This window comes from Streptomyces sp. NPDC091412 (assembly GCF_044756885.1).
In the GTDB taxonomy this organism is placed as follows: Bacteria; Actinomycetota; Actinomycetes; order Streptomycetales; family Streptomycetaceae; genus Streptomyces.
Genome location: NZ_JBIVTV010000002.1, coordinates 359799 through 382421, shown reverse-complemented (window position 1 = coordinate 382421; position 22623 = coordinate 359799). Strand labels below are relative to the sequence as shown.

Here is a 22623-nt window from a genome sequence, read left to right as displayed (position 1 = left end):
GGGCGGCGCAGTCGGTGCGGTCGGCGCGTGATGGGTGACCTTCGCTGCGACCCGGGCGGCTTCCGCAGCGCCGACCGCCTGGCCGACGGCAGGCCGGTGCTGCTGTCGACGAGCAGGGAGCCGTACGACCTCACCGCCGGCGCTCTCGTCGTCCTCCCCGAGGGAGGGCCGCACGCCGGGGCATGTGTCGTGAACCGGATGGCCACGATCGGCATCACCGTCAGCCACGCCGTGGAGCAGCCCGAGCCCAGGCAGGCGACCACCGAGGAGGCGTCGCTCCTGGGCATCCACAAGGCCGCGCTCAGCAGGGGCGGCCGGTGGGGACAGCGGACATCGTGGTGCCCGCCGCTCACTGCGAGATCGTGTACGAGATCCCGATCAACCGCTCGCCACACAAGCGGGCATCGCGCAGCAAAACGGGCCCTGACCGTTTCACCTGGTCAGGGCCCGTTCACCCTTTCAAGATCGCCCTGTCGACCGCGGCGCCCCAGTAGAACGCCGCCCACGGTGTGCGGGCAGGGAGCGCCGCGGCCCGGGGCGAATTCGGTTTCAACCTTTAGGGTCCGGCAGCGCTCTGAAGAGGTGTGACAGGGCAGGGCTCCTTGACGGGGCCCGGAAAGGAGAGCAGATGCCGGAGAACGGCCAGGGCTCCGAAGCGCCAGAGGGGTCCCAGGCGCCCGAGAGCTTCGAGGCCTTCGCACAGGCGAGCCAGAGACGGCTGTACCGCACCGCGTACCTGCTGTGCGGGGACCCGGACACGGCCCGGGACCTGACGCAGACCACGCTCGCCAAGCTGTTCCAGCACTGGCGGCGGGCGAGTGCCGCCGACCACATCGAGGCCTACGCCAGGACCGTGCTGGCCCGTACCTACCTGGCCGAGCGGCGGCGTCGACTGCGGGACCTGCTGGCGCACTCCCGCCCCGATCCCCGGCCCGCGCCCGACCACACGGATCTGCGGGTGACTCTGATGTCGGCACTGGCCGGGTTGCCGCCCAGAGCGCGAGCCATGGTTGTACTGCGGTACTGGGAGGACCAGAGCGTCGAGTCCGTCGCCGAGCTTTTGAAGTGCAGCGAGTCCACCGTCAAGAGCCAGTGCTCACGCTCCCTGGCAAAGCTGCGCGCCCAATTGGGCGAGGCCCACATCTACGCCACGGGGAGTTGAGGAACCGCGATGACACCCAACATGCCCGAAGAAGACCGCCGCAGCGCCCTACTGATCAGGGACGTAATGGAGCGTACGGTGGCGGAACTGCCCTCGTCGCACGACCTGGTGCCCGCTGCGGTCGCCCAGGGCCGGCGCCGCAGAGCTCGTGCCCGTCTCGCGGTCGCCGCCGGGATCGCATGCGTGGCCGGGGCCATGGTGTTCGGCTCCCTGGCGCTTACCACCGGGGGCGACGCCGACAGGACGGTCCGCCCTGCCACGAGCGGCACCCCCTCGCCACATGAGTCACCCGAATCGGTCCAGCCGGAGCCCTACCGAACGCCGGTCCACATCGACCCCACGAGCGACGACGAACGGTCCATGGCCAACCTGCCCTCCGCCGAGCGGAAACGGCGGGCGCAGTTCCAGCAACATGTGTCTGTCCTCCTCGACAAGCTGCTGCCGGACTCTGTCGGCCTGATCCGGCCGGTCGACCTCGACGTGTCGCGCTACCAGGGCGAGACCGAAGACGGCAAGGTGTTCACCATCATCTTCTCCGTACGGCCCTCCGGCGACGGTCCTGAATCGAAGCCCTGCCCCTCCGCTGCTCTTGCCGCCGCGGGCGGAAGCTGTAAGCAGGCCACTCTGCCAGGCGGTATCAAGGCCAGATCGCTCCGCGTGTTCACCGACTCGCCCGAGACCATGTCCACCGACGTCCATTTCCGCTATGGGCACAGCGATGTCGGACTCACCGTCGCCCCCGACGTGGACGCCAAGGCCTCCGCCTCCGTCACCAGCGAGGAATTGCTGGCGGCTGCCGGCGATTCCCGCTTCCTCGACCTGGTGAGGTACGCCGACGAGCACCCGATGCAGAAGCGGCAAACCACCATCGCGGGCGGCTGAAAGCGGATGGCACGCTGGGACCACGCCCGGTAGGCGCGGAACGGCTGCGTGTCCACCTGCGTGACAACGCCGACGCGCTGCGGCGGACAAGCGCGGACGTCTGCGCAACGACAGAAGCCCACGGCATCTGAGCTGGTCAGAGCCGTGGCCTTCTTCTGTTCCGCTGGTCGGCGGAACGGTTGATCAGTAGACCGGCAAGTCAGGCCATTTGTGGCGTGACCTGCGCGTTTCCCGCATCCTCACCCCTCCTGAGCCGTCGTGGGGCCGTCATCGATGTCCGGGCCGTCCGCGAAGGCACGGTTCACTGCCTCCCGGGTCCGCTTCCGCCAGGCGCAGTCGAGTACCGCGCGCCGCGCGACTACGGTCAAAGCGAACGTCCGGCGGGGGATCGGCCGGCACTCGGATGGAGGGGGCGCCGTCGACGGCTGCGGGCCCGTCCTGGTGTCTGCGGGGGAGCTGGGAGCCGGGCAAGTGGTGGGTTGAGGCGGTGGCGAAAACCGGTGTCGACCTCGCCAGTTGCGACGTTGAAGCAGAAAGGTGACGGTGGATGGAGAACACATAATCGAGTACCGAACGGAGCTTCTCATGCAAGCGAAAAAGGCTGAACTGTACGCACTCGATCTGAGCCAAACACGCTGGGTCAAGAGCAGCAAGAGCCCCTACTCGTCCACCTGCGTCGAGGTAGCGGACCTTGGTGGCGGAGCTGTTGCCGTCCGTGACTCGAACCATCGAGACCTGCCGCCTCTGCGGTTCACCGCAGAAGAATGGGCAGCCTTCCGAGACGGTGTGCGCGAGGGCGAGTTCGGTTAGAACATCTCGCGTTGACCAATGCGGCCGGGCCCGGCTTCACACGCTAACTGCAGCGATTTCAATCAGTGTTGTTCGCACTCGGACTCAGCGGCCCTTACGCCCGCACTTCGCAGCGACTGGGGGACCGCCTGGCCGACGGAGTTCTATGGAGCGGCGCCGCGGCCCGGGTCGAAACTCCTCATGCGGGACTCACCACCGGGCAGATCGGCCCACGGTCCGCTGGTCGATCCCGGCACCGAAGAAGCCCACGGCATCGGTCTCCGCTCTCACTCGACGCCGGCCGCGGCTGCAGGTGAGGCACGGGCCAGCCCGGGAGACCTTGAGACAGCCTGCCCGTCTCCGGGCCGTGCGTTGTCAGCCGACGCCGACCGACAACGACAGAAGCCCACGGCATCTGAGACCGTGGGCTTCTTCAGTCTCGCTGGTCAGGCGGACCGGCGATCAGTAGACCGGCTTGTCCGGCTCGATCTGGTTGACCCAGCCGATCACGCCGCCGCCGACGTGCACGGCGTCCGCGAAGCCCGCGGACTTCAGCACGGCGAGGACTTCCGCACTGCGGACACCCGTCTTGCAGTTCAGGACGATCTTCTTGTCCTGCGGGAGGCTCTCCAGGGCGGATCCCATGAGGAACTCGTTCTTCGGGATCAGCCGGGCGCCCGGGATGGAGACGATCTCGAACTCGTTCGGCTCGCGGACGTCGATGATCTCGATGCTCTCGCCGTCGTCGATCCACTCCTTGAGCTGCTTGGGAGTGATCGTCGAGTCCGCGGCCGCCGCCTGGGCCTCCTCGGAGACGACGCCGCAGAAGGCCTCGTAGTCGATGAGTTCGGTGACGGTCGGGTTCTCGCCGCAGACCGCGCAGTCGGGGTCCTTGCGTACCTTGACCTGGCGGTACTGCATCTCCAGGGCGTCGTAGATCATCAGGCGGCCGACCAGCGGCTCGCCGATGCCCGCCAGGAGCTTGATGGCCTCGTTGGCCTGGATGGAACCGATGGACGCGCACAGCACGCCCAGGACTCCGCCCTCGGCGCAGGAGGGGACCATGCCGGGGGGCGGCGGCTCCGGGTAGAGGCAGCGGTAGCAGGGGCCGTGCTCGGACCAGAAGACGGAGGCCTGGCCGTCGAAGCGGTAGATCGAACCCCATACGTACGGCTTGTTCAGCAGCACGCAGGCGTCGTTGACCAGGTACCGGGTCGCGAAGTTGTCCGTGCCGTCGACGATCAGGTCGTACTGGCTGAAGATCTCCTTCACGTTGTCGGCCTCGAGCCGCTCCTGGTGAAGGACCACGTTCACGTACGGGTTGATGCCCTTGATGGTGTCGCGCGCGGACTCGGCCTTGGGACGGCCGATGTCGGACTGGCTGTGGATGACCTGGCGCTGCAGGTTCGACTCGTCCACCTCGTCGAACTCCACGATGCCGAGCGTGCCGACGCCCGCCGCGGCCATGTACATCAGACCCGGCGAACCCAGCCCGCCGGCACCCACAAAGAGCACCTTGGCGTTCTTCAGCCGCTTCTGCCCGTCCATCCCCACGTCGGGGATGATCAGGTGGCGGGAGTACCTGCGGACCTCGTCTACGGTGAGCTCGGGAGCGGGCTCGACCAGGGGTGGCAGCGACACGGGGACTCCGTTGGTCGGTCAAACACTACGGTTGTTCTCCTCGTAACACTGCCACGACCTTCTTCATTCCGAGACACCTCGTCCGATCCGCGAGACGATTTCGTCCCAGTAACCGGGCATGTCCTCCCAGGGGGCGGCCGTGCCGCCGCGGCAGGAGCGGTCGGTGAACCAGATGGTCGCCGCCCCCTGCCAGCGGGCGATGCGCAGCGCCTCGTCGAGGTGGCCGCGCGGAACGCCGTGCACGAAGTGGCAGAAGCGCTCGGGCGGATAGTCGGCGGTCCACTCCGCGGCCTGCGACCAGCGGTAGTCGCTCCACGGGCCGCGGAAGGTCACCAGTTGGTCGGCGTTCTCGGCGTAGCCGGGGTGCGGGTGGGTGCCGTGGCCGAGGACGACATGGGCATCGTCACGCACGGCCCGCAGCGCGCCGATCGTACGGCGGACCTCGGACAGCCCGGCGCGGTCGGCGGGGCAGCGGTCCAGCAGGAAGCCGTCGGCCCGGTACCACTCGAGGTACCGCCGCGCTTCGGAGATCAGCTCGGTGAAGGACCGGGCGCCGTGCGCCGCGTCGAGGTGGCCGAGGACGCGGACGCCCGCGTTCCTCAGCCGTCCCGCCGCCTCCAGGCAGTGCGGGTCGGGCTGGACGCCGGGGCCGTCGGCGACGTTGAGGACGACCCAGTGCAGGGGCGTGCCGGGCCGGGTGAGTTCGCTCCACTCGGCCGGGGCGAGAAGGGGGTGGGCCCAGCCGGGGACACCGAGTCCGGTGCGCAGTCCGGTGCTCGAGATGCCCACGGGGGTGCTGGTCAGATACGGCATGCCGCCTCCATCCAGATGTCGGCCAGGGACTCTTCGAGGTTGATCCGGGGCCGCCAGCCGAGCCGGTCGCGGGCGGTGCGCACATCGGCCTGCTGCCAGCTGCCGCAGCCGTCGGGGTACGGGTACGCGACCGGGGCGGGATGGTCCGACTCGGCCCGGGGGTGCCCGATGGCGGCCCTGAGGTGGCCGCCGGGCGGGCCGTCGAGCTCGTGCAGGGCACCCCCGTATCCGGCGACGCGGGCGAGGATCGCCGCGGCGTCGCGCAGCCGGACGGCGCGGCCCGAGCCGATGTTGATGACGCCCTGGGCGGCCGAGAGGGAGGCGGCGTGGACGGCGCGGGCCACGTCGCGGACGTCGACGAAGTCGCGCTGGACGCCGAGACCGCCGAGTTTGAGGTCGCTGTCGCCGGACTGCATGGCGCGGCGCATGGCCTCGGCAAGCCGGCCGAGCGGCGAGCCCGCCGGGGTGCCGGGTCCGGCGGGCGAGAAGACACGGAGCACGACGGCGTCGAGACCGGAGCCGAGAACCAGTTCGGTGGCGGCGAGCTTGCTGACGCCGTACGGGCCGCCGGGGCGGGGCACGGCGTCCTCGGCCGTGGAGGAGCCGGGCTGGCTGGGGCCGTACTCGGAGCTGCAGCCGACCTGCACCAGGCGGGCGCCGCAGCCGCTGCGGCGCAGGGCCTCGCAGACGGTGGCGACGGCGACGGTGTTGTGCCGGGTGAGGTCGCGGGCGCCGCCGCGGGTGGCGCCCGCGCAGTTGACGACGACGCCGGGGTGGACCGCGTCCAGGAAGCGGGTGAGAGCTCCGGGGCTGCCGGCCGCGAGGTCGAAGCGGACGTCGGCGTCGTCGCCGCGGCCCAGCGCGGTGAGCTGGACGGCCGGGTCGGCGAGCAGACGGTCGGCGACGAAACGGCCGAGGTATCCGTTGGCTCCGATCAGCAGAACCCTCATCGGGCGGCTCCCGGGGTGTGCGCTCCGGTGGCTCCGGATGCTCCGGACGCTCCGGATCGGGCGGTGATCATTTGGTGTTCTCCTTCTGGGCGGTGGTGCGACGGGCTCCGGCGGTGGCTCGGGGCCTGCGTCGGCTCAAGTGCCTGCGGTCGGCGGGGAAACGCGGGCGGCACCCGTGGCTGCGGCCGTACGGGGGCACGCGGGAGTGATCGGGGCCGGCCCCGTGTCCCTCACGGCTGCGGCTCCGCTCGCGCATGGGCGGAGGCCCGGGTCAGCGTGCGGGTCGCGTGCAGGAGGAGGGCCAGGGCGGCGGCTCCGCAGACGAGTGCGGGTACGCCGCCGGGGCCCCAGGCGGCCACGAGGGTGTCGACAGGGGTGGCGAGGGCGCCGCAGCCGGGGAGGCGGGCGGTGAAGACGCCGGCCTGGGCCGCCACTTCGGCCGCGGCCGCGGTGCCGAGGGCGACGGCCGGGGCGTGTGTGAAGCCGTGCGTGGTGAGGAGGCGCGCGAGCAGCAGCAGCGCGCCCAGCGTGAGGGCCGGGGCGTAGCCGGCGGGCTCGTCCAGGATCGCGCCGCACACCGCGAGCAGGGCGGCCAGGGCGCACAGGAACAGGCCGAACGCGCCGAGCAGCAGGGGCCGTACGGACGCGGCGAACTCCTCGAGGCCCCGGCTGGCGGTCACCTTGCGCCGGGCGCCCACGGCGAAGAGGTGCGCGGTCCAGGCCGCCGGTCCGCAGGCCAGGGCGAGGGCCAGCACGGGGGCGGTGGTCATGGGCCAGGGCCCGGCCGCGGTGCCGTCGGGAAGCCCGTCGGGACCGCCGCCGACGGCCGCGCCGAGCAGGCCGTCGCCGAGGAGGGCGTAGCCGAGGAGCCAGCACGTCCACATGCGCGTGCCGGGCGTGTGCGGGCCCGGAAGCGTGCGCTCCTCGGCGCTCAGCGGGCCACGGCGGAGCACGGCGCGCAGGCCCAGGCCCACGGCCACGACACCGAGCGCGGCGACGGCCAGCCGTGTCCGGCCCTCGGTCAGGCGCAGCCCGGCCACGGCGGCGGCGCACAGGGCGCCGGGCAGCAGGCCGAACGCGACCCGGCCGAGGCCCAGTCGGGGTACGGCGGCGGCCTCGTGCCGCGGGGGTGTCTCGGCGTCTCGGCTGATCCGGGCGTACATCTCCTCGGCGAGGGAGAAGACGTCACGGTGGCGGAAGCGGGCGGCGGTGCGGTCGGTGACGCCGTGCGCCTCCAGGCCCGCGGCGATCTCCAACGGGTCGACGGCCCTTTCGCACAGCTCGCGGTGACGGTGCATCAGCACCTTGACCGGGTCGGCCGCACCGCGCCGGGAGGGCACGGAGGGGCTCTGATCGAGGGCCGGCTCGCCGAAACCGCCGACCGGACCGCCCCGGCCGGTCGGGGTACCGAGGTCGTCTCCTGTTCTCGGGCCGCTCATCGGGAAGCCTCCGTGGTGGTCGTGGGGGCCGCGCACCCCGTCGGTGAGCCGGTGGCCCAGCTGGGGCGCGAGCGTGCCGCGACGTGGTCCACGGCCCGGGTCCAGCGGCCGGGCACGTGAGCCTCGGCGGGCGCGGCGAACGGAAGGGGCTCGCCGGTCTCGTCGAGGACGACGCGCTGGACCGGGCAGTGCGAGACGACCTCCAGGTAGATGCCGTGGAACGCCGCGATGTTCTGCTCGGTGGTGAACAGTTCGAGCGCGCGGGCGCGGGCGGCGGCGCCCAGGCGCGCACGGCGCTCGGGGTCGCGCAGCAGGTTCACGCACACCTCGGCGAGCGCCCGCGGATTGCGCGGGGGCACGACCACCCCGGTGCCGCCGACGATCTCGACGACCGCGCCGACGTCCGTGGAGACCGTCGCTCGGCCGCAGAGCATGGCCTCGATCAGGCCGAGCGGGAAGCCCTCGACCACGCTCGACAGGACGACCACGGCGCCCGAGGCGTAGGCGTCGGCGAGGGTCGGCACCTCCGGGCCGCCGATCTCCTCGAAGGACACCGGGTTGTGCCCGACGGTGTGCGGGCCCTCGGCCTCGTCGGGGAAGAGCTGGGCGGCGAGCGCCCTGCAGTGGCCCAGGTAGGCGGCGCCGTCGGAGCCGGTTCCCGCGCTGACGATCCGCAGTCGTGCCTTCGGTTCCTGCTTGCGCACCTCGGCGAAGGCGTGCAGCAGGGACACCAGGTCCTTGGCCGGCCCGACACGGCCGACCCACACGAGCGTGTCCGGGTCGGCGGCCTCCGGCGACTCCCCGGCCTCGGCGAAGGGGGCGGCGTCCATGCCCGGGTGGATGGTGCGCAGCTTGGCGCGGTCGGCGCCGCAGCGCTCCTGCCAGCGTCGGGCGTGCGCGTTGCCGTGGGTGACGACGGCGGCCCGCTGGTAGACCTCGACGGCGAGACTGCCGTGGAAGGCGGCGAGCAGGGCCCGCACGGCCGGGGTGGTCCCGTCGGCGCCGGCGGCGAGGTAGTGCGCGCGCAGGTGTACGCCGTACTCGGTGACCAGCAGGGGCACGCCGGTGAAGTGGCGGGCGAGCAGTCCGGACAGGGCCGCCGTGCCGCCGGCCGCGGCGTGGCAGAGGTCGGTGGCGCCGAGTCCGTCGTCCTCGTACCAGTCGAGCGACAGCGGGCTCAGTGCCTGTCGCAGATGCGCGGCGACCGCGAGCAGATCGGGGACGCGGGCCTCGCGCGCCGCCCGCGGTGCGCCGGGCGCTCGGCAGGCGCGTTCCAGCGCGCGGACGGCGGCTTCCGAGCGCAGGGCGCGCGCCAGGCCGCCCTCGTCGCGGGCGAGTTCGGCGAGGCCGTACAGCCCGCTGCTGAAACGGTCCGCCTCGATTTCGGCACCGCCCGTGGCCGTCGCCCCGCCGGGCTCGCCGAACTCGCGCAGATCGCCGCCGCTCGCCGCGACCAGCGCCGACGCCAGCTCCCCGTAGCACTCGGCGAAGCGCCGGCGCGCACGCCGTCCGTACACGGTCCCGTCGTCCTCGGCCGCCCATGGGGACGCGGTGCGGACCCGGCTGACCTGTGGCGGCAGCGGCACCCAGCCCTCGTCCTCCTGCTGCCGGCTGCGGCTGAGCGCGTAGAGGTCGAACTCGTGCCGTTCGAGCCCGCGCACGAGCCGTTCGCACCAGAGTCCGGCGTCACCGCTCACATACGGATAGCCACCCTCCGTCACCAGTCCGATGCGCACGCGTGCACCCCCGATCTCCCGTCTGTCCCGTGTGGGGAGCCGCCGTCGCACCGGCGGCTCGCAGCGGGACGAACGTATGCGGACATGACGGTGGCGTGATGGACGGTTGTCCATCACGCCACCAAAAGGGGTGAACAGTCGTAACTTTCCCGCGCGGACGGCGTTCCGTCGCGCTAGGAGATCAACCGGACACGAACCGTCACGCCGCGGTCCGGTCCGGTCGGCCTCCGGTCACTTCCCCGGATAGGGCCAGGCATTGGGCAGGCAGTGGATTCCGTCGTGGTCGAGGAACTTCGTCTGCTGCTGCATGACGGGCGCCGGCGCGCCGTCCTTGTCGCAGGTGACGTGGCCGAAGCCGAGCCGGTGGCCGACCTCGTGGTTGATCAGCATCTGCCGGTAGGCGTACATCTCGTCGCCGTAGGTCTGGGAGCCCTGCGCCCACCGGTAGGCGTTGATCATCACGCGTTCGGTGGCGGCCGAGTCGCAGGAGACGTTGTCCACGGTGGTGTCCAGGCCGGACTTGGCGCACCAGATGGCGGTGGTGCCCGGGCTGGCGAGCGTGATGACGAAGTCGGGGCGGCCGGAGGAGATGCGCTCGAAGGCGCGGGCACCGTTGTGGGCCCAGCTGCGGTGGTCGTTGAGCGTCTTCTGCACGGCCGCGGCGAAGAGCTCGCCGTCCAGGCCGAGGCCCTGCTCCACGTCGACGCGGTAGGTGTACTTGCGTCCCGTGCCGGGCGCCTTGGCGAAGCCCGGAACCGCGTCGAACCGGCCGGAGCCCTTCAGGGCGGGCCTGAGCGGGTACTTCGTGCTCATCTTCTGGTCGTACGTCAGTGCCGACACGTTCGGCGGCGCGGACGGGGCCGCCTCGCCGTCCCCGCCCGCGATGCCGGCGGTGCCGGGCCCCGCCCGGTCGGTCGCGGACTGGGAAAGCACCCCGGCGCCGGACTGGTCCTCGGCGACCTGCCCGGCGACGACGACGGCGAGCACGGTGGTGACGGCGGCGGCCGCTATGCCGGTGAACGCCTTCCCCTTGGTCGCGGTCCCCCGTACGGACTCGCCGGCCGGTCGTGCGGTGTCGTCCCCGCCGTCCACCGCGTCCTGCCCGGCCGGAGCGAAGGGCGGTGCCGCGGTCGGGTTCGCGGTGCTCACGCCACCGCGGGGCCGGGGGGCGAAGACGTCGTCGTCCTCGTCGAAGGCGTCGAGGTAGTCCTGCCGCGGCCCGGCAGGCGACGCCCGCCGCTGCCGGGGAATCGGAGCGCGGGTACGCACGGAGGCGGCGGTGGGAGCGGTGGAGCCGCCGAGGCCCGTCGAGCTGCCGAGACCGGCGGCCGTCGGCCCCTGCGCCCCGCCCCCGTTCATGCCTTGCGTTCCCAACTGCCCCCAGCCGCCACCGGTTTCCCGATGCTCCGGGTGCCCACCTCGAACCGGCGGAATCCCGCCGGCCGGGGTCCCGTCGGGCAACCGCGGAACCCCGCGAGCCGGTGTGCCGTCGGCGAGTCGGGGACCTCCCCGCGCCGGAGCGCCGGTGCCGTCGGCGAAACGCGGTGTCCCGTCCTGGAAGCGGGGCCCGCCGTCGGCCGGCCCCGCGGAGGTGGTCCGCTGCCCGAGTGCCGGGCCGGGGTTCGGCCCCGCACCCGGCCCCGGCCGACCACCGGGACCGTGCCAGGGCTCGGCGCCGTCCCGGTTCTCGCGGGCGTCCCAGCGCTCCGGGCCGCCGTGCGGCCCGTGGCCGTCCCGTGGCCCGTACCCCTCCTGGGGTGGGCGGTCGTCCCGGCCGGTGCTCGTGCTCTTGGTCCTGCCCTTGGGCGCGGGCCCGCGGCGGCTGTGGCGTCCCACGTCGGCCCTCAGCCCCCCGCCGCGCCGGAGGAGGCTCCACCGCCGGCCTCCGGGCCGGAAGCACCACCGACCGCCCGGGCGCCGGAAGCGCCACCGCCGGTCCGCGCGCCGGAAGTCCGGCCGGCCGTCCCGGCCCTGGAAGCCCCACGGCCGGCTTCGGCACCGGCGGACTCGACGCCGGTCCGTACGCCGCCGTCACCCCCGACCCCGGCGGCCGCTCCCGGTTCCGTCATCGATCCGGCCTCCAACTCTCCCGTGTCCAGCAGTAGTTCGCGGAAGGCGGTAGCCACGGTCTCCGGGTACTCCATCATCGCCACATGGCCGGCGTCCGGCAGGGTGAGGAGGCGGGAGTCGCGGAAGGCACGGGCCGCCCGCTGCGCCATGCGGAAGCCGACGAGCTGGTCACGGCCGCCGTAGATCAGCAGTGTGGGCGCGAGGACCCGCGCGGCCTGCCGCCACAGGCCGTGCTGACCGCCCAGCGTGTACGCGTCCACGATCCCGCGTGCGGAGCGCGACATCGCGTCCCAGAAGTATGGCAGTTGAAGCCGCCGCTCCATCTCCCGCACCGCGTTGCGGAACCCCTCGGGCGTCACCTGCCCCGGGTCGCCGTAGCAGAGGGCCATGACCCCGCGGACCCGCTGCTCCGCCGTCCACTCCCGGGTGAGCCGGGTGAACAGGGCGGTCACGCCGGGCACCGCGAGCAGGCCGGTCGGGACGGCGGTGCGCTGCACCCGGAGTTCGGGCAGCGCGGGCGAGACGAGCGTGAGCGTCCGCACGAGATCGGGCCGCAGCGCCGCGACGCGCGTGGACACGGCGCCGCCCAGCGAGTTGCCCATCAGGTGCACCGGTCCGCGGTCCGAGGCGTCGAGGAAGCGGATCACCGCGCGCGCGTGGCCGGTGACGGAGTAGTCGCCGTCGTCCGGTGGCGGGGAGTCGCCGAAGCCCGGCAGGTCGACCGCCTCGCCGTCGACGACACCGTCGAGCAGTGGCATCAGCGCGGACCAGTTCCGGGAGGAGCCACCGAGGCCGTGCACGTACAGCGCGGGCGGCAGTCCCTCCCGCGCGGGCGGCCGCGTGCGTACCGACAGTGTGATCCCCGGCAGTTCGACCGAGCGCAGCCGCTCGCCCTCCTCGACCCCGACGGGCGTCACCCGTGGGAAGACGTTGGCGGGCGGCACGAAAGGCAGCTCGGTCGAAGACATGCGGGCAATGTTACGAGACGATCACGTAGCGACTCCTGCGTTCGCCTGTGTTCGCGGTCACAGATCGTGCGCGGGCAGGACCGCCGATCGGGCCGCGGATCGCATAGCGTCGCCATCGGGTGTCTCCTAGGCTCATACAGAGGGCACCCGCCCATGGCCCCTGCTTCTTCCAGGGACATTCGCAGGGACATTCCGCAGGAAGGGAGCCCAGCATGGCATTCGACCCCACCGATCCCGAGACGTTCGAGGACGGCGACGCCACGGAGATCGCCGTCGAGGCCCCGGAGGGCGACGCCGCCGAGCAGCACGCGGACGTGGCGCCGGACCACGACGAACCCCTCACCGGGGACCCGGACAGCGCCAACGAGGCCGATCTCATCGAGCAGGCGCGGGTCGTCTCCATCGACGAGGACGACTACCGGTGAGGGACGGGGCGGACGGGGTGGCGCATGAGGCGACGCTCGGGACGCGCGGCGGGAGAGACCGCCGCTGAGCAGGAGCGGAGGGTTATGCCCACCTTGAGCCTGTTTGAAACGCTCTATGCCGCTTTTGTCGCCGTCCGGTCCGTGAAATCCTGCGCTCGCACCGCGCACACCACGGTTACCGAAAAGTACGATGGCGGCGCGGCGCACACCGCATGTGGACGACTTTGGGAGGCGGCGTGACAGCCATCGAGCAGACAGAGGCGGCACGCCCGCGAGGCACGCGCCTGCCGCGCCGTGCCCGACGGAACCAGCTGCTGGGCGCCGCCCAGGAAGTCTTCGTGGCACAGGGCTACCACGCGGCCGCCATGGACGACATCGCCGAGCGCGCCGGCGTCAGCAAGCCGGTGCTCTACCAGCACTTCCCCGGCAAGCTCGACCTCTACCTCGCCCTGCTGGACCAGCACTGCGAGGCGCTCATCCAGTCGGTACGGGGCGCGCTCGCCTCGACCACCGACAACAAGCAGCGCGTGCGCGCCACGATGGACGCGTACTTCGCCTACGTCGAGGACGACGGCGGCGCCTTCCGGCTGGTCTTCGAATCCGACCTGACGAACGAGCCGGCGGTGCGCGAGCGCGTCGACAAGGTCACCAACGAGTGCGCCGAGGCGATCTGCGAGGTCATCGCGGAGGACACGGGCCTCTCGCGCGCGGAGTCGATGCTGCTGGCCTCGGGCCTCGGCGGACTCGCCCAAGTGGTGGCCCGTTCCTGGCTGAACAGCGACCGCAGCGTCCCCCGCGACCAGGCGGTCCAGTTGCTGGCGTCCCTGGCGTGGCGCGGCATCGCCGGCTTCCCGCTGCACGGCGCCGAGCAGCACCACTGAGCGCGGGCGGCACCCCCGCACCCCGCCGGGGCACCGCCGTACGGGGGTTCTGTTCCCGTGGGCTGTTCGCTCCTGGCGTTCCCGGGCGGAGCGTGCTCGTCCCCTCACCGGGCTAATGTGTGCTGGTACGGCGCGGAAGGTCGCGCACTTCACTGACCGTCGGAGGGACATAGCCGTGGAGGTCAAGATCGGCGTGCAGCACGCGCCCCGCGAGATCGTTCTGGAGAGCGGTCAGACCGCCGAGGAGGTCGAGCGGGCGGTGTCCGAGGCGCTGGCCGGGAAGTCGCAGCTGCTGACCCTCGTCGACGAGCACGGCCGCAAGGTGCTGGTACCGGCCGACCGCCTCGCGTACGTCGAGCTCGGCGAGCCGGCCCCGCGCAAGGTGGGCTTCGGCGCGCTGTAGTCGCTGCGTCGCGGATGACGGGAGGGGCCCGGCGGTGGAGAACCGCCGGGCCCCTCCCGCGTCTCCCTTTCCCGGGTGGCGCTTTCACGGGTGGCGCACAATCCGCTCACAGAGAGGGTTGCATTCCGCAGGTCAGGGGTAAGACCGGCTACGACCGCCAGCACCGGCCGATCGTGTGGGAGGGAACCGGCATGTTCTTGGAAACGCTCGGCTCGGCGCTGATCGGCCTGCTGTTCGGCTGGACCGCGCTCCACCGTCTGTCCCACCGTCTGCCGTCCCGTCTCCTGGTGCAGTCGACCGGTGTCGCGGGGGGCCTCTTCGGTGGTTTCGTCACGCACAGCGCGCTGGGCTCCGGCAGCCTGCTGCCGACGCTGCTCGGCGCGGTGGTCGTCTCGGCCGCCTCGCTGTCCCTGCTGGTACGCCCCGCGGGAAGACTGCGCCGTCGGTCGGCGCCGGCCTGATCCGACGCCGACGGCGGCGCACCCCCTGACCACGTCTCCCGGCAGTCCTACGCGGCCAGCCCCAGCGCTGCCATCCGCTTGGTGTGCGCCTCGGTGATCCGCGAGAACATCCTGCCGACCTCGGCGAGGTCGAAGCCGTCCGCGACGCCGCCGACGAGCATCGTGGACAGCGCGTCCCGGTCGGCCACGACCCGCTGGGACTGCGACAGGGCCTCGCCCATCAGCCGCCGCCCCCACAGCGCGAGCCGGCCGCCCACGCGCGGGTCCGCGTCGATCGCCGCGCGCACCTTCTCCACCGCGAAGCCGGCGTGTCCGGTGTCGTCCAGGACGGCCAGGACCAGCTCGCGCGTGTCGGAGTCCAGACGGACGGCGACCTCCCGGTAGAAGTCGCTGGCGATCGAGTCGCCGACGTAGGCCTTGACGAGCCCTTCCAGCCAGTCCGAGGGCGCCGTCTGCCGGTGGAAGCCGTCGAGCGCGGCCACGAACGGCTCCATCGCGAGTGTCGGCTCCTCGCCGATCTCCGTGAGCCGGTCGCGCAGCCGCTCGAAGTGGTGGAACTCGGCCGACGCCATCTTCGCCAGCTCGGCCTTGTCCGCGAGGGTGGGCGCCAGCTTGGCGTCCTCCGCGAGCCGCTCGAACGCCGCGAGCTCTCCGTACGCGAGGGCGCCGAGCAGGTCCACGACCGCGGCGCGGTACTGCGGGTCGGCGGCGGCCGTCGCCCAGTCCTGGGCGGCGATGCCGGTGGGTTCGGCGGGCGTGTCGGAGGCGTTGTCAGACTTGTCAGAGCTCGTCATGAAGCGCACAATAGCCCGCTCTCCGCGCCTGCGAAGGACCTGATCAACCAGTGTGACGACGACTACGTGACCGAATCGGCCATCACGTGTGCGTGTTTCCGGGGTATGGTGGTAATGCGCCTGCTGAGTACGCCGACGTGTTTCGGCGTACGTCGACAGGCCGCACGCATGAGGATGCCCGGTCGGTGGCCCGATCGGCTCCGACCCGACAGCCCTCCCTGACCGTACGGCACTGTGTGTACGACGGTCGGAGGGACCTCCAAGCGGTTCGAGCGCTAGAGCGTCGGCTGTGGTCCCGTGCCACACGGCCCGCCCGCGTGGGCGGCCGACGTCCCCGGCCCGGTCAGACACGACCCCCGCGCTCGCCTCGCACCGCGCACACAGAAGAGGCAGCACCCTGACTACGACGTTCCGAGCACTCGGGATCCTCCCCGAGACCGCCGAGGCCCTGGAAGCCGTCGGCATCACCACTCCCTTCCCCATCCAGGAGATGACGCTGCCCGTGGCCCTGACGGGCACGGACGTCATCGGCCAGGCCAAGACCGGCACCGGCAAGACGCTCGGCTTCGGCCTTCCGCTCCTCGAGCGCGTCACCGTCCCCGCCGACGTCGAGGCGGGCCGCGCCCAGCCCGAGGCCCTCACCGACGCCCCGCAGGCGCTCGTCGTCGTCCCCACGCGCGAGCTGTGCGTCCAGGTCACCAACGACCTGCTGACCGCGGGCAAGGTGCGCAATGTGCGGGTCACCGCGATCTACGGCGGGCGGGCGTACGAGCCCCAGGTGGAGGCCCTGAAGAAGGGCGTCGACGTGGTCGTCGGCACCCCGGGCCGTCTGCTGGACCTCGCCGGCCAGAAGAAGCTGAACCTGAAGCACGTCAAGAGCCTGGTACTCGACGAGGCCGACGAGATGCTCGACCTGGGCTTCCTGCCCGACGTCGAGAAGATCATCGGCATGCTGCCGGTCAAGCGGCAGACCATGCTGTTCTCGGCCACCATGCCCGGCGCCGTCATCGGTCTGGCCCGCCGCTACATGTCGCAGCCGACGCACATCCGTGCCACCGCGCCGGACGACGAGGGCGCGACGGTCGCGAACATCACGCAGTTCGTCTACCGCGCGCACTCGCTCGACAAGCCGGAGATGGTCGCCCGCATCCTGCAGGCCGAGGGCCGCGGACTGGTGATGATCTTCTGCCGGACGAAGCGCACGGCGGCCGACATCGCCGAGCAGCTCCAGCGCCGCGGCTTCGCCTCCGGCTCGGTCCACGGCGACCTCGGCCAGGGCGCCCGCGAGCAGGCGCTGCGCGCCTTCCGCAACGGCAAGGTCGACGTGCTCGTGTGCACCGATGTCGCCGCGCGCGGCATCGACGTCGAGGGCGTCACGCACGTCATCAACTACCAGTCGCCCGAGGACGAGAAAACGTACCTGCACCGCATCGGCCGTACCGGCCGCGCGGGCGCGAAGGGTACGGCGATCACACTCGTCGACTGGGACGACATCCCGCGCTGGCAGCTGATCAACAAGTCGCTGGACCTGGACTTCAACGACCCGGTCGAGACGTACTCCAGCTCGCCGCACCTCTTCACCGACCTGGGCATCCCCGAGGGCACCAAGGGCGTCCTGCCGCGCTCGGAGCGCACCCGCGCCGGACTGGAGGCGGAGGAGCTGGAGGACCTCGGCGAGACCGGCGGCCGCGGTACACGCGGTCGCGGTGGCCGGGGCGGCCGGAGCGAGGCACGCTCGGCGGACCGTGAGCGTTCGGCGGACCGTGAGCGTTCGGCGGACCGCGAGCGCCCGGCGCGTACGCCGCGCCGCCGTCGCCGCACCCGTGGCGGCGCTCCGCTGGACCCGGCGGCGGTCACGCCGGCCGACGGCACGTCGGCCGACGCCGCGCCGGTCGAGTCCACGGTCGCGGAAGAGGCATCCGCCACGCGCACTCCGCGCCGCCGGCGTCGTCTGCGCGGCAGTGCGACGGCGCAGCCGGTCGCGGCCGGCGAGCCGACGACACCGTCCGAGCCCGCTGAGCCCGCTGAGCCCTCCGAGTCCGCCGAGTCCGCGGTGACGACGGCCGAGGGCCCCGCCCTCGACGCCACCGAGGCGCCCGAGAAGCCGCGCCGCCGCCGCACCCGCAAGGCGGCGGAGCAGACGGTCACGACGGCCCCGGCCGAGACCGTGACCGAGGTCGCCCCGGAACCGGAGGCTCCGGCCGCGACCGGCGCCGAGACGGCCCTGGACACGGTCGAGTCCACCACGGACCAGCCGGAGGCCAAGCCGCGCCGCCGCACCCGCAAGACCGCGGCCACTGCGCCGGAAGCCGCCGAGGGCACCGCCGACGAGGCGGAGACCAAGCCGCGCCGCCGGACCCGCAAGGCCGCGGCCACCGCGCCGGAAGCCGCCGTGGACACCGCCGAGGGCACCACCGACGAGGCCGAGACCAAGCCCCGTCGCCGCACCCGCAAGGCCGCGGTCACCACGGACGCGCCGGAAGCCGCTGCCGCGGCCAAGCCGCGCCGCACCCGCAAGACCGCCGAAACGGTCGCCGCGGAGATCCCGGCACAGCTGGCCGACGGGCCGGACAGCGCCGCCGAAGCGGCGGTCGACGTCGCCGAGGGTGCGGAGGCCAAGCCGCGCCGCCGCACCCGCAAGGCGGCCACCGCGCCCGAGGCCGTGACGGACACCACCGAGGGCACCACCGGCGAGGCGGAGGCCAAGCCGCGCCGCCGGACCCGCAAGACCGCCGAGACGGCCGACGCACCCGTCACCGACGAGGCCACGGCAGTCAAGCCCCGCCGCACCCGCAAGGCCACGGCCACCGCGGACGCGCCGGAAGCCGCCGTGGACACCGCCGAGGCCAAGCCCCGCCGCACCCGCAAGGCGGTCGCGGCGACGGCGGAGGCCGAGGCGGAGGCCAAGCCGCGTCGCCGGACCCGCAAGGCCGCCGAGGCCCCCGCGGAGGCCGTCGACATGGCGGTGAGCACGGCCGCCGAGCCGAAGCCGCGCCGTACGCGCAAGACGGCGGCCGCCGCCAAGGCAGCGGTGGACGCCGCCGAGATCCCGGCGCAGACCACCGGGAAGACGGCCACCGCGGTGGAGTCCACGGAGGCCTGATCCAGCGCTCCAGGCGCCCGTACGACCCGGCGGCCCGGCCCACTTAGTGTGGGACCGGGCCGTCGGCGTACGCGCGATACCCGGCCGGTCCATCCCGACCGCCGACCGGTTCACCCGAACCGCCATCCCACGCCCCCGAGGACGCCGTGCCCGGTAGCCTCGGCGCATGAGCAGGCCTCCTACGTTCGTCCCGCCGCCCGGGGCGCGCGCCTACCGGCTGCGCACCGCGCGCGGCGAGTTCGCCGTGGTCGACGCGCCCGTCGCGGCCGGTGCCGAGCCGCGGGGCACCGTGCTGCTGCTGCCCGGGTTCACCGGGAGCAAGGAGGACTTCAACCCGCTGCACGGGCCGCTCGCGGCGCGCGGGTACCGCACGGTGGCCGTGGACGGCCGCGGACAGTTCGAGTCGGACGGACCGGTGGACGACGACTCCGTGTACGCCCAGGGGGAACTCGCCCGGGACGTCCTCGCGCAGGCGGAGGCGCTCGGCATGCCGCTGCATCTGCTCGGGCACTCGCTGGGCGGGCAGATCGCACGCGCGGCCGTGCTCCTCGACCACTCCCCCTTCGTCTCGCTCACCCTGATGGCCTCCGGCCCGGCGCAGATCTCCGCCTCCCAGCGGCAGCGCGTGAAACTGCTGCGGGACGCGCTCGGCGTGATGTCGATGGCCGAGGTGTGGGAGGTCATCCAGGCGATGGAGCCGCCCGAGGAGACCGACACCGGCGCCGGACTCGACGCGGGCCTCGACGACCGCGCGGACCTGCGCCGCCGCTGGCTGGGCCACAAGCCCGCCCAACTCCTGGCGACCGGGCTCCAGTTGTGCACCGAGTCGGATCGCGTCGCCGAACTCGCCGCCCTGCCAATGCCGTTCCACGTGCTCTCGGGCGCACGGGACGACACCTGGCCGGTGCCGCTCCTGGACGACATGGCCCGGCGGCTGGGCGCCCGGCGCACGGTCGTCGAGGGGGCCGAGCACTCCCCCAACTGCGACCAGCCGCTCGCCACCGCCCGCGCCCTCGCCGTCTTCTGGGACACCGCCACCGAATCGCCGGAGGACCGGACAGGCGGCTAGAACCGCGTCTGAAGGTGCTCCCAGAAGCCGTCCCGCAGCGCGCGCCGCAGGTCCGCCTGGCCGCGCAGGGAGTACTGGAGGATGCCCTCGGCCTCGACCAACAGGTCCTGGTCCACCGACCCCGGCAGATACGGGTGCCCGGGGAGCAGTTCCGCCAGGGATTCGCGGCCGCGCGCCACGAGCCACTTGCCGGCGATCTGCGCGCCCACGAAGCGGACGTTCTCGCGGGTCGGGCGGGCCGTCTGGTCGGGGTCGTACGCCGGGGCGGTGCGCCGGGAGACGTACGGCTTGAAGAACTCGAGGTCGAGGGTGCGCTGGCTGTCGACCTCCCAGAGCAGCGCCTCGGCCTGGTTGCGGGCGTCGGGGGCCTCGATGCCCCACAGGTGCACCCGGGCGCCGTAGCCCTGGGCGGCCTCCACCGCCGAGACCAGGTCCTCGTCGCCGCCGAGCAGCGCGGCGTCACTGATGGCGCGGTGCCGGGCCAGTGACTCCAGGTCCGTGCGGATGAGGGAGTCCACGCCCTTCTGCTGGTTGTTGGCGTTGAGGTTGCCCAGGCGGACCTTGACGTCCGGCAGTTCGGCGATCGACTGCTGCTCGGCGGTGTGGATGCGGCGCCGGGCGCCGTCGTACCAGTAGACGCGCAGCAGCCGGCTGTCGGCGAAGATGGTGCGGGCCCGGTCGATGAGCGCGTCGATCAGCCCCTCGGCGTCCAGGTCGAAGGCGCGGCGGTCCTCCGTCCCGGCCACCAGCCGCCCCGCCGCCGCGTAGAGGTACCCGGCGTCGACGAAGATCGCATGGGTCGAGGGCGTCTTCGCCACCTCGGCGAGCATGCGTTTCAGCAACTCGTTCGTGCGGTCGATGCGGGCGGACAGCGCCGCGAGGTCATCGTTCATCGCCTTCCATTGTCCCGGCGGTCACGCAGCGAACACAACCGGTCCCGGTCGGTCAATTGAAGCTGTCTTACCGGTCACTGATTAGACATTCGAAAAATTTCCTTAGCGTAGGGAATGTTTGCATCGTGCAGCTCGTTGTACCGGGTGAAGCCAGTAGTTCTCCTCAGGAGGATGACCAGACGAAGGGAGAGGCAATGCGCTTCGAAATCATGCGACTCGACGAGGTCGACGGCACGCCCGTGGACTGCACCGTCGTGGACGCCGCCTCCGTCAACCGGATCGTTCAGCAGGCCGCCGCTGTCGGACAGCGGCTGTGGATCCGCCCGGCCGGGACCACGGCCTCGTAACAGAGGCCGAGACCCCGGCCTCAGCACAGACGCGGACCACCGCAGAAGCTGCTGCGAAGCCCCCGTACGACTGCCGTACGGGGGCTTCGCGCATGTGCGCGCTCAGGCGCCCTGGATCACCTGCGTGACCCCGTTGATGATCTGCTGCACGGCGATCGCGGAGAGCATCATGCCCGCCAGTCGTGTCACCAGGACCACACCGCCGTCCTTGATGACCCGGATGATCAGCAGCGAGTAGCGCATGACCAGCCACAGCACCACGTGGATCGCGAGGATCGCCGACCACACCGAGATCTGGCCGGCCAGGCTGCCGGCCTTCTGCACGGCGAGGATGACGGACACGATCGCGCCGGGACCGGCGAGGAGCGGCATGCCGAGCGGGACCAGCGCGACGTTGACGTCCTTGGTCTGCTTGGGTTCGTCCGTCTTGCCGGTGAGCAGGTCGAGCGCGATCAGCAGCAGGAGCAGTCCGCCGGCGATCATCAGCGCCGGGACGGACACGTGCAGGTAGCCGAGGATCTGGTTGCCGAGCACGCCGAAGACGGCGATGACCCCGCCGGCCACGCAGACGGCCTGGAAGGCCATCCGCTTCTGCGTCTTGGCGGGCCGTCCGGCGGTCAGCGCGAGGAAGATCGGGGTGATCCCGGGGGGATCCATGATGACGAAAAGGGTGAGGAACAGGGAGCCGAAAACGGCAGCGTCGAACATCGGTGAGAGGCCTTGAGGAAGAGAGAAGTGACGTGAGAGCGGGGGAGGTGGGCCTCAGACCCCGCCGGTCCCCGGGACCGGGAACGCCCCGGTGGCCCGCCGCGTGATCTCCCCGTACACGTCGGGATGCGTCGTGAACTCACCGAGCGAGACGGTCTTGCGACTGCCGTGGTAGTCGCTGGAGCCGGTCGCGAGCAGTCCCAGGTCGCCGGCCAGCCCGCGCAGCCGCTCGCGGGTGTCGGGGTCGTGGTCCATGTGGTCGACCTCGATGCCGTCCAGCCCGGCCGCGGCCATCTCGGCGATGCGGGACTCCGGCACCGTACGGCCCCGCTTGGCCGCCGCCGGGTGGGCGAAGACACACACTCCGCCCGCGCCCTTGACCAGCCGGATCGCCTCGAAGGGGTCCGTCTCGTGCTTCTCGACCCAGGCGCGGCCGCCGTCTGCCAGCCAGTCCTGCGTGAAGGCGTCGCTCACGGTGGGTACGACGCCGAGCTCGACCAGCGCCGAGGCGACGTGCGGCCGTCCGACCGAGCCGTCGTTCGCGATCCGCGCGACCTGCTCCCAGGTGACCGGCACGCCCAGCGTGTTCAGCTTGGCGATCATGGCCTTGGCCCGCGGAACCCGGTCGTCGCGGACCAGTTCGCGCTCGGCGAGCAGCGCGGGCTCCGCGGGGTCGAAGAGGTAGGCCAGCAGGTGCATGCTGATGCCGTCGACACGGCAGGAGAGCTCGGCACCGGTGACGAGGGTGAGCCCCTCGGGGAGCGCCGCGATCGCCTCGGTGTACCCGCGGGTGGTGTCGTGGTCGGTCAGCGCGACGACGTCCAGACCCGCCGCGGCGGCGTTGCGCACCAGCTCGGCAGGGGTGTCCGTGCCGTCGGACGCGCTGGAGTGGGTGTGCAGATCGATGCGCACGACACGGACTCCAGGCTCTGACGGGACGGAAGGGGACACCCCAGGATAACGGGCGCCCGAGGGTGCCGTGTCACACCCGCGAAGGCCGTGCGCCCCCTACGGCTGCACGCCCTGCGGCTCGCGCACCCGACGCCTCACGCACCCCTGCGGCTCGCACACCCGACGCCTCACGCACCC

General features: G+C 72.4%; 22 protein-coding genes and 1 pseudogene. 12 read left to right on the top strand and 11 right to left on the bottom strand.

The features are described from left to right. Positions 1 to 78: 78 nt before the first annotated feature. The 4 genes and pseudogenes from ACIQMV_RS05880 to ACIQMV_RS05865 all read left to right on the top strand — a co-directional run. Positions 79 to 386 (top strand): annotated as a pseudogene (locus ACIQMV_RS05880) (GntR family transcriptional regulator); the annotation flags it as partial. A 242-nt stretch (positions 387 to 628) separates the two neighbouring features. Beyond that, positions 629 to 1162, top strand: coding sequence for a SigE family RNA polymerase sigma factor (locus ACIQMV_RS05875; RefSeq protein WP_402591432.1), 534 nt, complete (start codon positions 629 to 631; stop codon positions 1160 to 1162). 78 nt (positions 1163 to 1240) lie between these two features. Further along, a complete protein-coding gene (locus ACIQMV_RS05870) occupies positions 1241 to 2044 on the top strand; it encodes a hypothetical protein (RefSeq protein WP_402591430.1) in 804 nt (267 codons plus the stop codon). Positions 2045 to 2629: 585 nt separating this feature from the next. Next, positions 2630 to 2854, top strand: coding sequence for a DUF397 domain-containing protein (locus tag ACIQMV_RS05865; protein WP_402591428.1), 225 nt, complete (start codon positions 2630 to 2632; stop codon positions 2852 to 2854). 441 nt (positions 2855 to 3295) lie between these two features. On the opposite strand, the gene moeZ is transcribed toward ACIQMV_RS05865, so the two are convergent. The 7 genes from moeZ to ACIQMV_RS05830 form a co-directional block, all read right to left on the bottom strand. Next, complete coding sequence (gene moeZ, locus ACIQMV_RS05860) at positions 3296 to 4474, bottom strand: adenylyltransferase/sulfurtransferase MoeZ (protein WP_141358622.1); 1179 nt, start codon at positions 4472 to 4474, stop codon at positions 3296 to 3298. Between the two features lie 63 nt (positions 4475 to 4537). Then, complete coding sequence (locus tag ACIQMV_RS05855) at positions 4538 to 5287, bottom strand: spherulation-specific family 4 protein (protein WP_402591426.1); 750 nt, start codon at positions 5285 to 5287, stop codon at positions 4538 to 4540. Then, positions 5275 to 6237: an NAD-dependent epimerase/dehydratase family protein gene (locus ACIQMV_RS05850; protein ID WP_398226348.1), complete on the bottom strand. Its 963-nt coding sequence runs from the start codon at positions 6235 to 6237 to the stop codon at positions 5275 to 5277. The genes ACIQMV_RS05855 and ACIQMV_RS05850 overlap by 13 nt, the downstream gene beginning before the upstream one ends. A gap of 230 nt (positions 6238 to 6467) precedes the next feature. Continuing rightward, complete coding sequence (locus ACIQMV_RS05845) at positions 6468 to 7676, bottom strand: hypothetical protein (RefSeq protein WP_402591423.1); 1209 nt, start codon at positions 7674 to 7676, stop codon at positions 6468 to 6470. Continuing rightward, entirely contained in the window at positions 7673 to 9412 is a 1740-nt protein-coding gene (locus ACIQMV_RS05840) for a DUF3492 domain-containing protein (protein WP_402591421.1), read from the bottom strand. The genes ACIQMV_RS05845 and ACIQMV_RS05840 overlap by 4 nt, the downstream gene beginning before the upstream one ends. Before the next feature lie 231 nt (positions 9413 to 9643). Continuing rightward, complete coding sequence (locus tag ACIQMV_RS05835; RefSeq protein ID WP_402591419.1) at positions 9644 to 11248, bottom strand: DUF3152 domain-containing protein; 1605 nt, start codon at positions 11246 to 11248, stop codon at positions 9644 to 9646. Between the two features lie 8 nt (positions 11249 to 11256). Continuing rightward, entirely contained in the window at positions 11257 to 12450 is a 1194-nt protein-coding gene (locus tag ACIQMV_RS05830; RefSeq protein WP_402591417.1) for an alpha/beta fold hydrolase, read from the bottom strand. Positions 12451 to 12662: 212 nt separating this feature from the next. Here ACIQMV_RS05830 and ACIQMV_RS05825 point away from each other — a divergent pair, with 212 nt between their 5' ends. The 5 genes from ACIQMV_RS05825 to ACIQMV_RS05805 all read left to right on the top strand — a co-directional run bounded on the left by ACIQMV_RS05825 (position 12663) and on the right by ACIQMV_RS05805 (position 14620). After that, positions 12663 to 12875 carry a hypothetical protein gene (locus tag ACIQMV_RS05825; protein WP_141358634.1) on the top strand — a complete coding sequence of 71 codons (213 nt, stop codon included), beginning with the start codon at positions 12663 to 12665 and terminating at the stop codon, positions 12873 to 12875. A gap of 84 nt (positions 12876 to 12959) precedes the next feature. After that, positions 12960 to 13115 carry a hypothetical protein gene (locus tag ACIQMV_RS05820; protein WP_172632851.1) on the top strand — a complete coding sequence of 52 codons (156 nt, stop codon included), beginning with the start codon at positions 12960 to 12962 and terminating at the stop codon, positions 13113 to 13115. Continuing rightward, entirely contained in the window at positions 13112 to 13756 is a 645-nt protein-coding gene (locus ACIQMV_RS05815) for a TetR/AcrR family transcriptional regulator (RefSeq protein WP_141358636.1), read from the top strand. Before ACIQMV_RS05820 ends, ACIQMV_RS05815 begins: the two co-directional genes overlap by 4 nt. A gap of 175 nt (positions 13757 to 13931) precedes the next feature. Next, a complete protein-coding gene (locus ACIQMV_RS05810; protein ID WP_141358638.1) occupies positions 13932 to 14159 on the top strand; it encodes a DUF3107 domain-containing protein in 228 nt (75 codons plus the stop codon). A 191-nt stretch (positions 14160 to 14350) separates the two neighbouring features. Further along, the gene (locus ACIQMV_RS05805; protein ID WP_388474249.1) at positions 14351 to 14620 is read left to right on the top strand and encodes a hypothetical protein; all 270 of its coding nucleotides are present in this window, start codon (positions 14351 to 14353) and stop codon (positions 14618 to 14620) included. A 47-nt stretch (positions 14621 to 14667) separates the two neighbouring features. Here the strand turns inward: ACIQMV_RS05805 and ACIQMV_RS05800 are convergent, their stop codons facing one another. Beyond that, a complete protein-coding gene (locus tag ACIQMV_RS05800) occupies positions 14668 to 15414 on the bottom strand; it encodes a ferritin-like domain-containing protein (protein ID WP_141358642.1) in 747 nt (248 codons plus the stop codon). 490 nt (positions 15415 to 15904) lie between these two features. Between ACIQMV_RS05800 and ACIQMV_RS05795 the strand changes: the two genes are divergently transcribed. Next, entirely contained in the window at positions 15905 to 18517 is a 2613-nt protein-coding gene (locus tag ACIQMV_RS05795) for a DEAD/DEAH box helicase (protein WP_402591413.1), read from the top strand. A gap of 166 nt (positions 18518 to 18683) precedes the next feature. Then, positions 18684 to 19586, top strand: a complete 903-nt coding sequence (locus ACIQMV_RS05790; protein WP_402591411.1) for an alpha/beta fold hydrolase — start codon at positions 18684 to 18686, stop codon at positions 19584 to 19586. Here the strand turns inward: ACIQMV_RS05790 and ACIQMV_RS05785 are convergent. Then, on the bottom strand, positions 19583 to 20479 hold the full coding sequence (locus tag ACIQMV_RS05785; protein WP_402591409.1) for an NYN domain-containing protein: 897 nt from the start codon (positions 20477 to 20479) through the stop codon (positions 19583 to 19585). The two genes, ACIQMV_RS05790 and ACIQMV_RS05785, sit on opposite strands and share 4 nt — an antisense overlap. A 194-nt stretch (positions 20480 to 20673) precedes the next feature. Between ACIQMV_RS05785 and ACIQMV_RS05780 the strand changes: the two genes are divergently transcribed. Then, complete coding sequence (locus ACIQMV_RS05780; RefSeq protein ID WP_141358650.1) at positions 20674 to 20826, top strand: hypothetical protein; 153 nt, start codon at positions 20674 to 20676, stop codon at positions 20824 to 20826. 102 nt (positions 20827 to 20928) lie between these two features. Here ACIQMV_RS05780 and ACIQMV_RS05775 read toward each other — a convergent pair whose 3' ends face one another. Further along, positions 20929 to 21534 carry a MarC family protein gene (locus tag ACIQMV_RS05775; protein ID WP_402591407.1) on the bottom strand — a complete coding sequence of 202 codons (606 nt, stop codon included), beginning with the start codon at positions 21532 to 21534 and terminating at the stop codon, positions 20929 to 20931. 54 nt (positions 21535 to 21588) lie between these two features. Beyond that, a complete protein-coding gene (locus ACIQMV_RS05770; protein ID WP_402591405.1) occupies positions 21589 to 22446 on the bottom strand; it encodes a PHP domain-containing protein in 858 nt (285 codons plus the stop codon). Between the last annotated feature and the right edge of the window lie 177 nt (positions 22447 to 22623).

Coding starts and splice junctions, on each gene's coding strand:
- ACIQMV_RS05875 (WP_402591432.1), top strand. CDS start 629: ATGCCGGAGAACGGCCAGGGCTCCGAAGCGCCAGAGGGGTCCCAGGCG.
- ACIQMV_RS05865 (WP_402591428.1), top strand. CDS start 2,630: ATGCAAGCGAAAAAGGCTGAACTGTACGCACTCGATCTGAGCCAAACA.
- ACIQMV_RS05855 (WP_402591426.1), bottom strand. CDS start 5,287: ATGCCGTATCTGACCAGCACCCCCGTGGGCATCTCGAGCACCGGACTG.
- ACIQMV_RS05850 (WP_398226348.1), bottom strand. CDS start 6,237: ATGAGGGTTCTGCTGATCGGAGCCAACGGATACCTCGGCCGTTTCGTC.
- ACIQMV_RS05845 (WP_402591423.1), bottom strand. CDS start 7,676: ATGAGCGGCCCGAGAACAGGAGACGACCTCGGTACCCCGACCGGCCGG.
- ACIQMV_RS05830 (WP_402591417.1), bottom strand. CDS start 12,450: ATGTCTTCGACCGAGCTGCCTTTCGTGCCGCCCGCCAACGTCTTCCCA.
- ACIQMV_RS05825 (WP_141358634.1), top strand. CDS start 12,663: ATGGCATTCGACCCCACCGATCCCGAGACGTTCGAGGACGGCGACGCC.
- ACIQMV_RS05820 (WP_172632851.1), top strand. CDS start 12,960: ATGCCCACCTTGAGCCTGTTTGAAACGCTCTATGCCGCTTTTGTCGCC.
- ACIQMV_RS05805 (WP_388474249.1), top strand. CDS start 14,351: ATGTTCTTGGAAACGCTCGGCTCGGCGCTGATCGGCCTGCTGTTCGGC.
- ACIQMV_RS05800 (WP_141358642.1), bottom strand. CDS start 15,414: ATGACGAGCTCTGACAAGTCTGACAACGCCTCCGACACGCCCGCCGAA.
- ACIQMV_RS05795 (WP_402591413.1), top strand. CDS start 15,905: ATGACGCTGCCCGTGGCCCTGACGGGCACGGACGTCATCGGCCAGGCC.
- ACIQMV_RS05790 (WP_402591411.1), top strand. CDS start 18,684: ATGAGCAGGCCTCCTACGTTCGTCCCGCCGCCCGGGGCGCGCGCCTAC.
- ACIQMV_RS05785 (WP_402591409.1), bottom strand. CDS start 20,479: ATGAACGATGACCTCGCGGCGCTGTCCGCCCGCATCGACCGCACGAAC.
- ACIQMV_RS05780 (WP_141358650.1), top strand. CDS start 20,674: ATGCGCTTCGAAATCATGCGACTCGACGAGGTCGACGGCACGCCCGTG.
- ACIQMV_RS05775 (WP_402591407.1), bottom strand. CDS start 21,534: ATGTTCGACGCTGCCGTTTTCGGCTCCCTGTTCCTCACCCTTTTCGTC.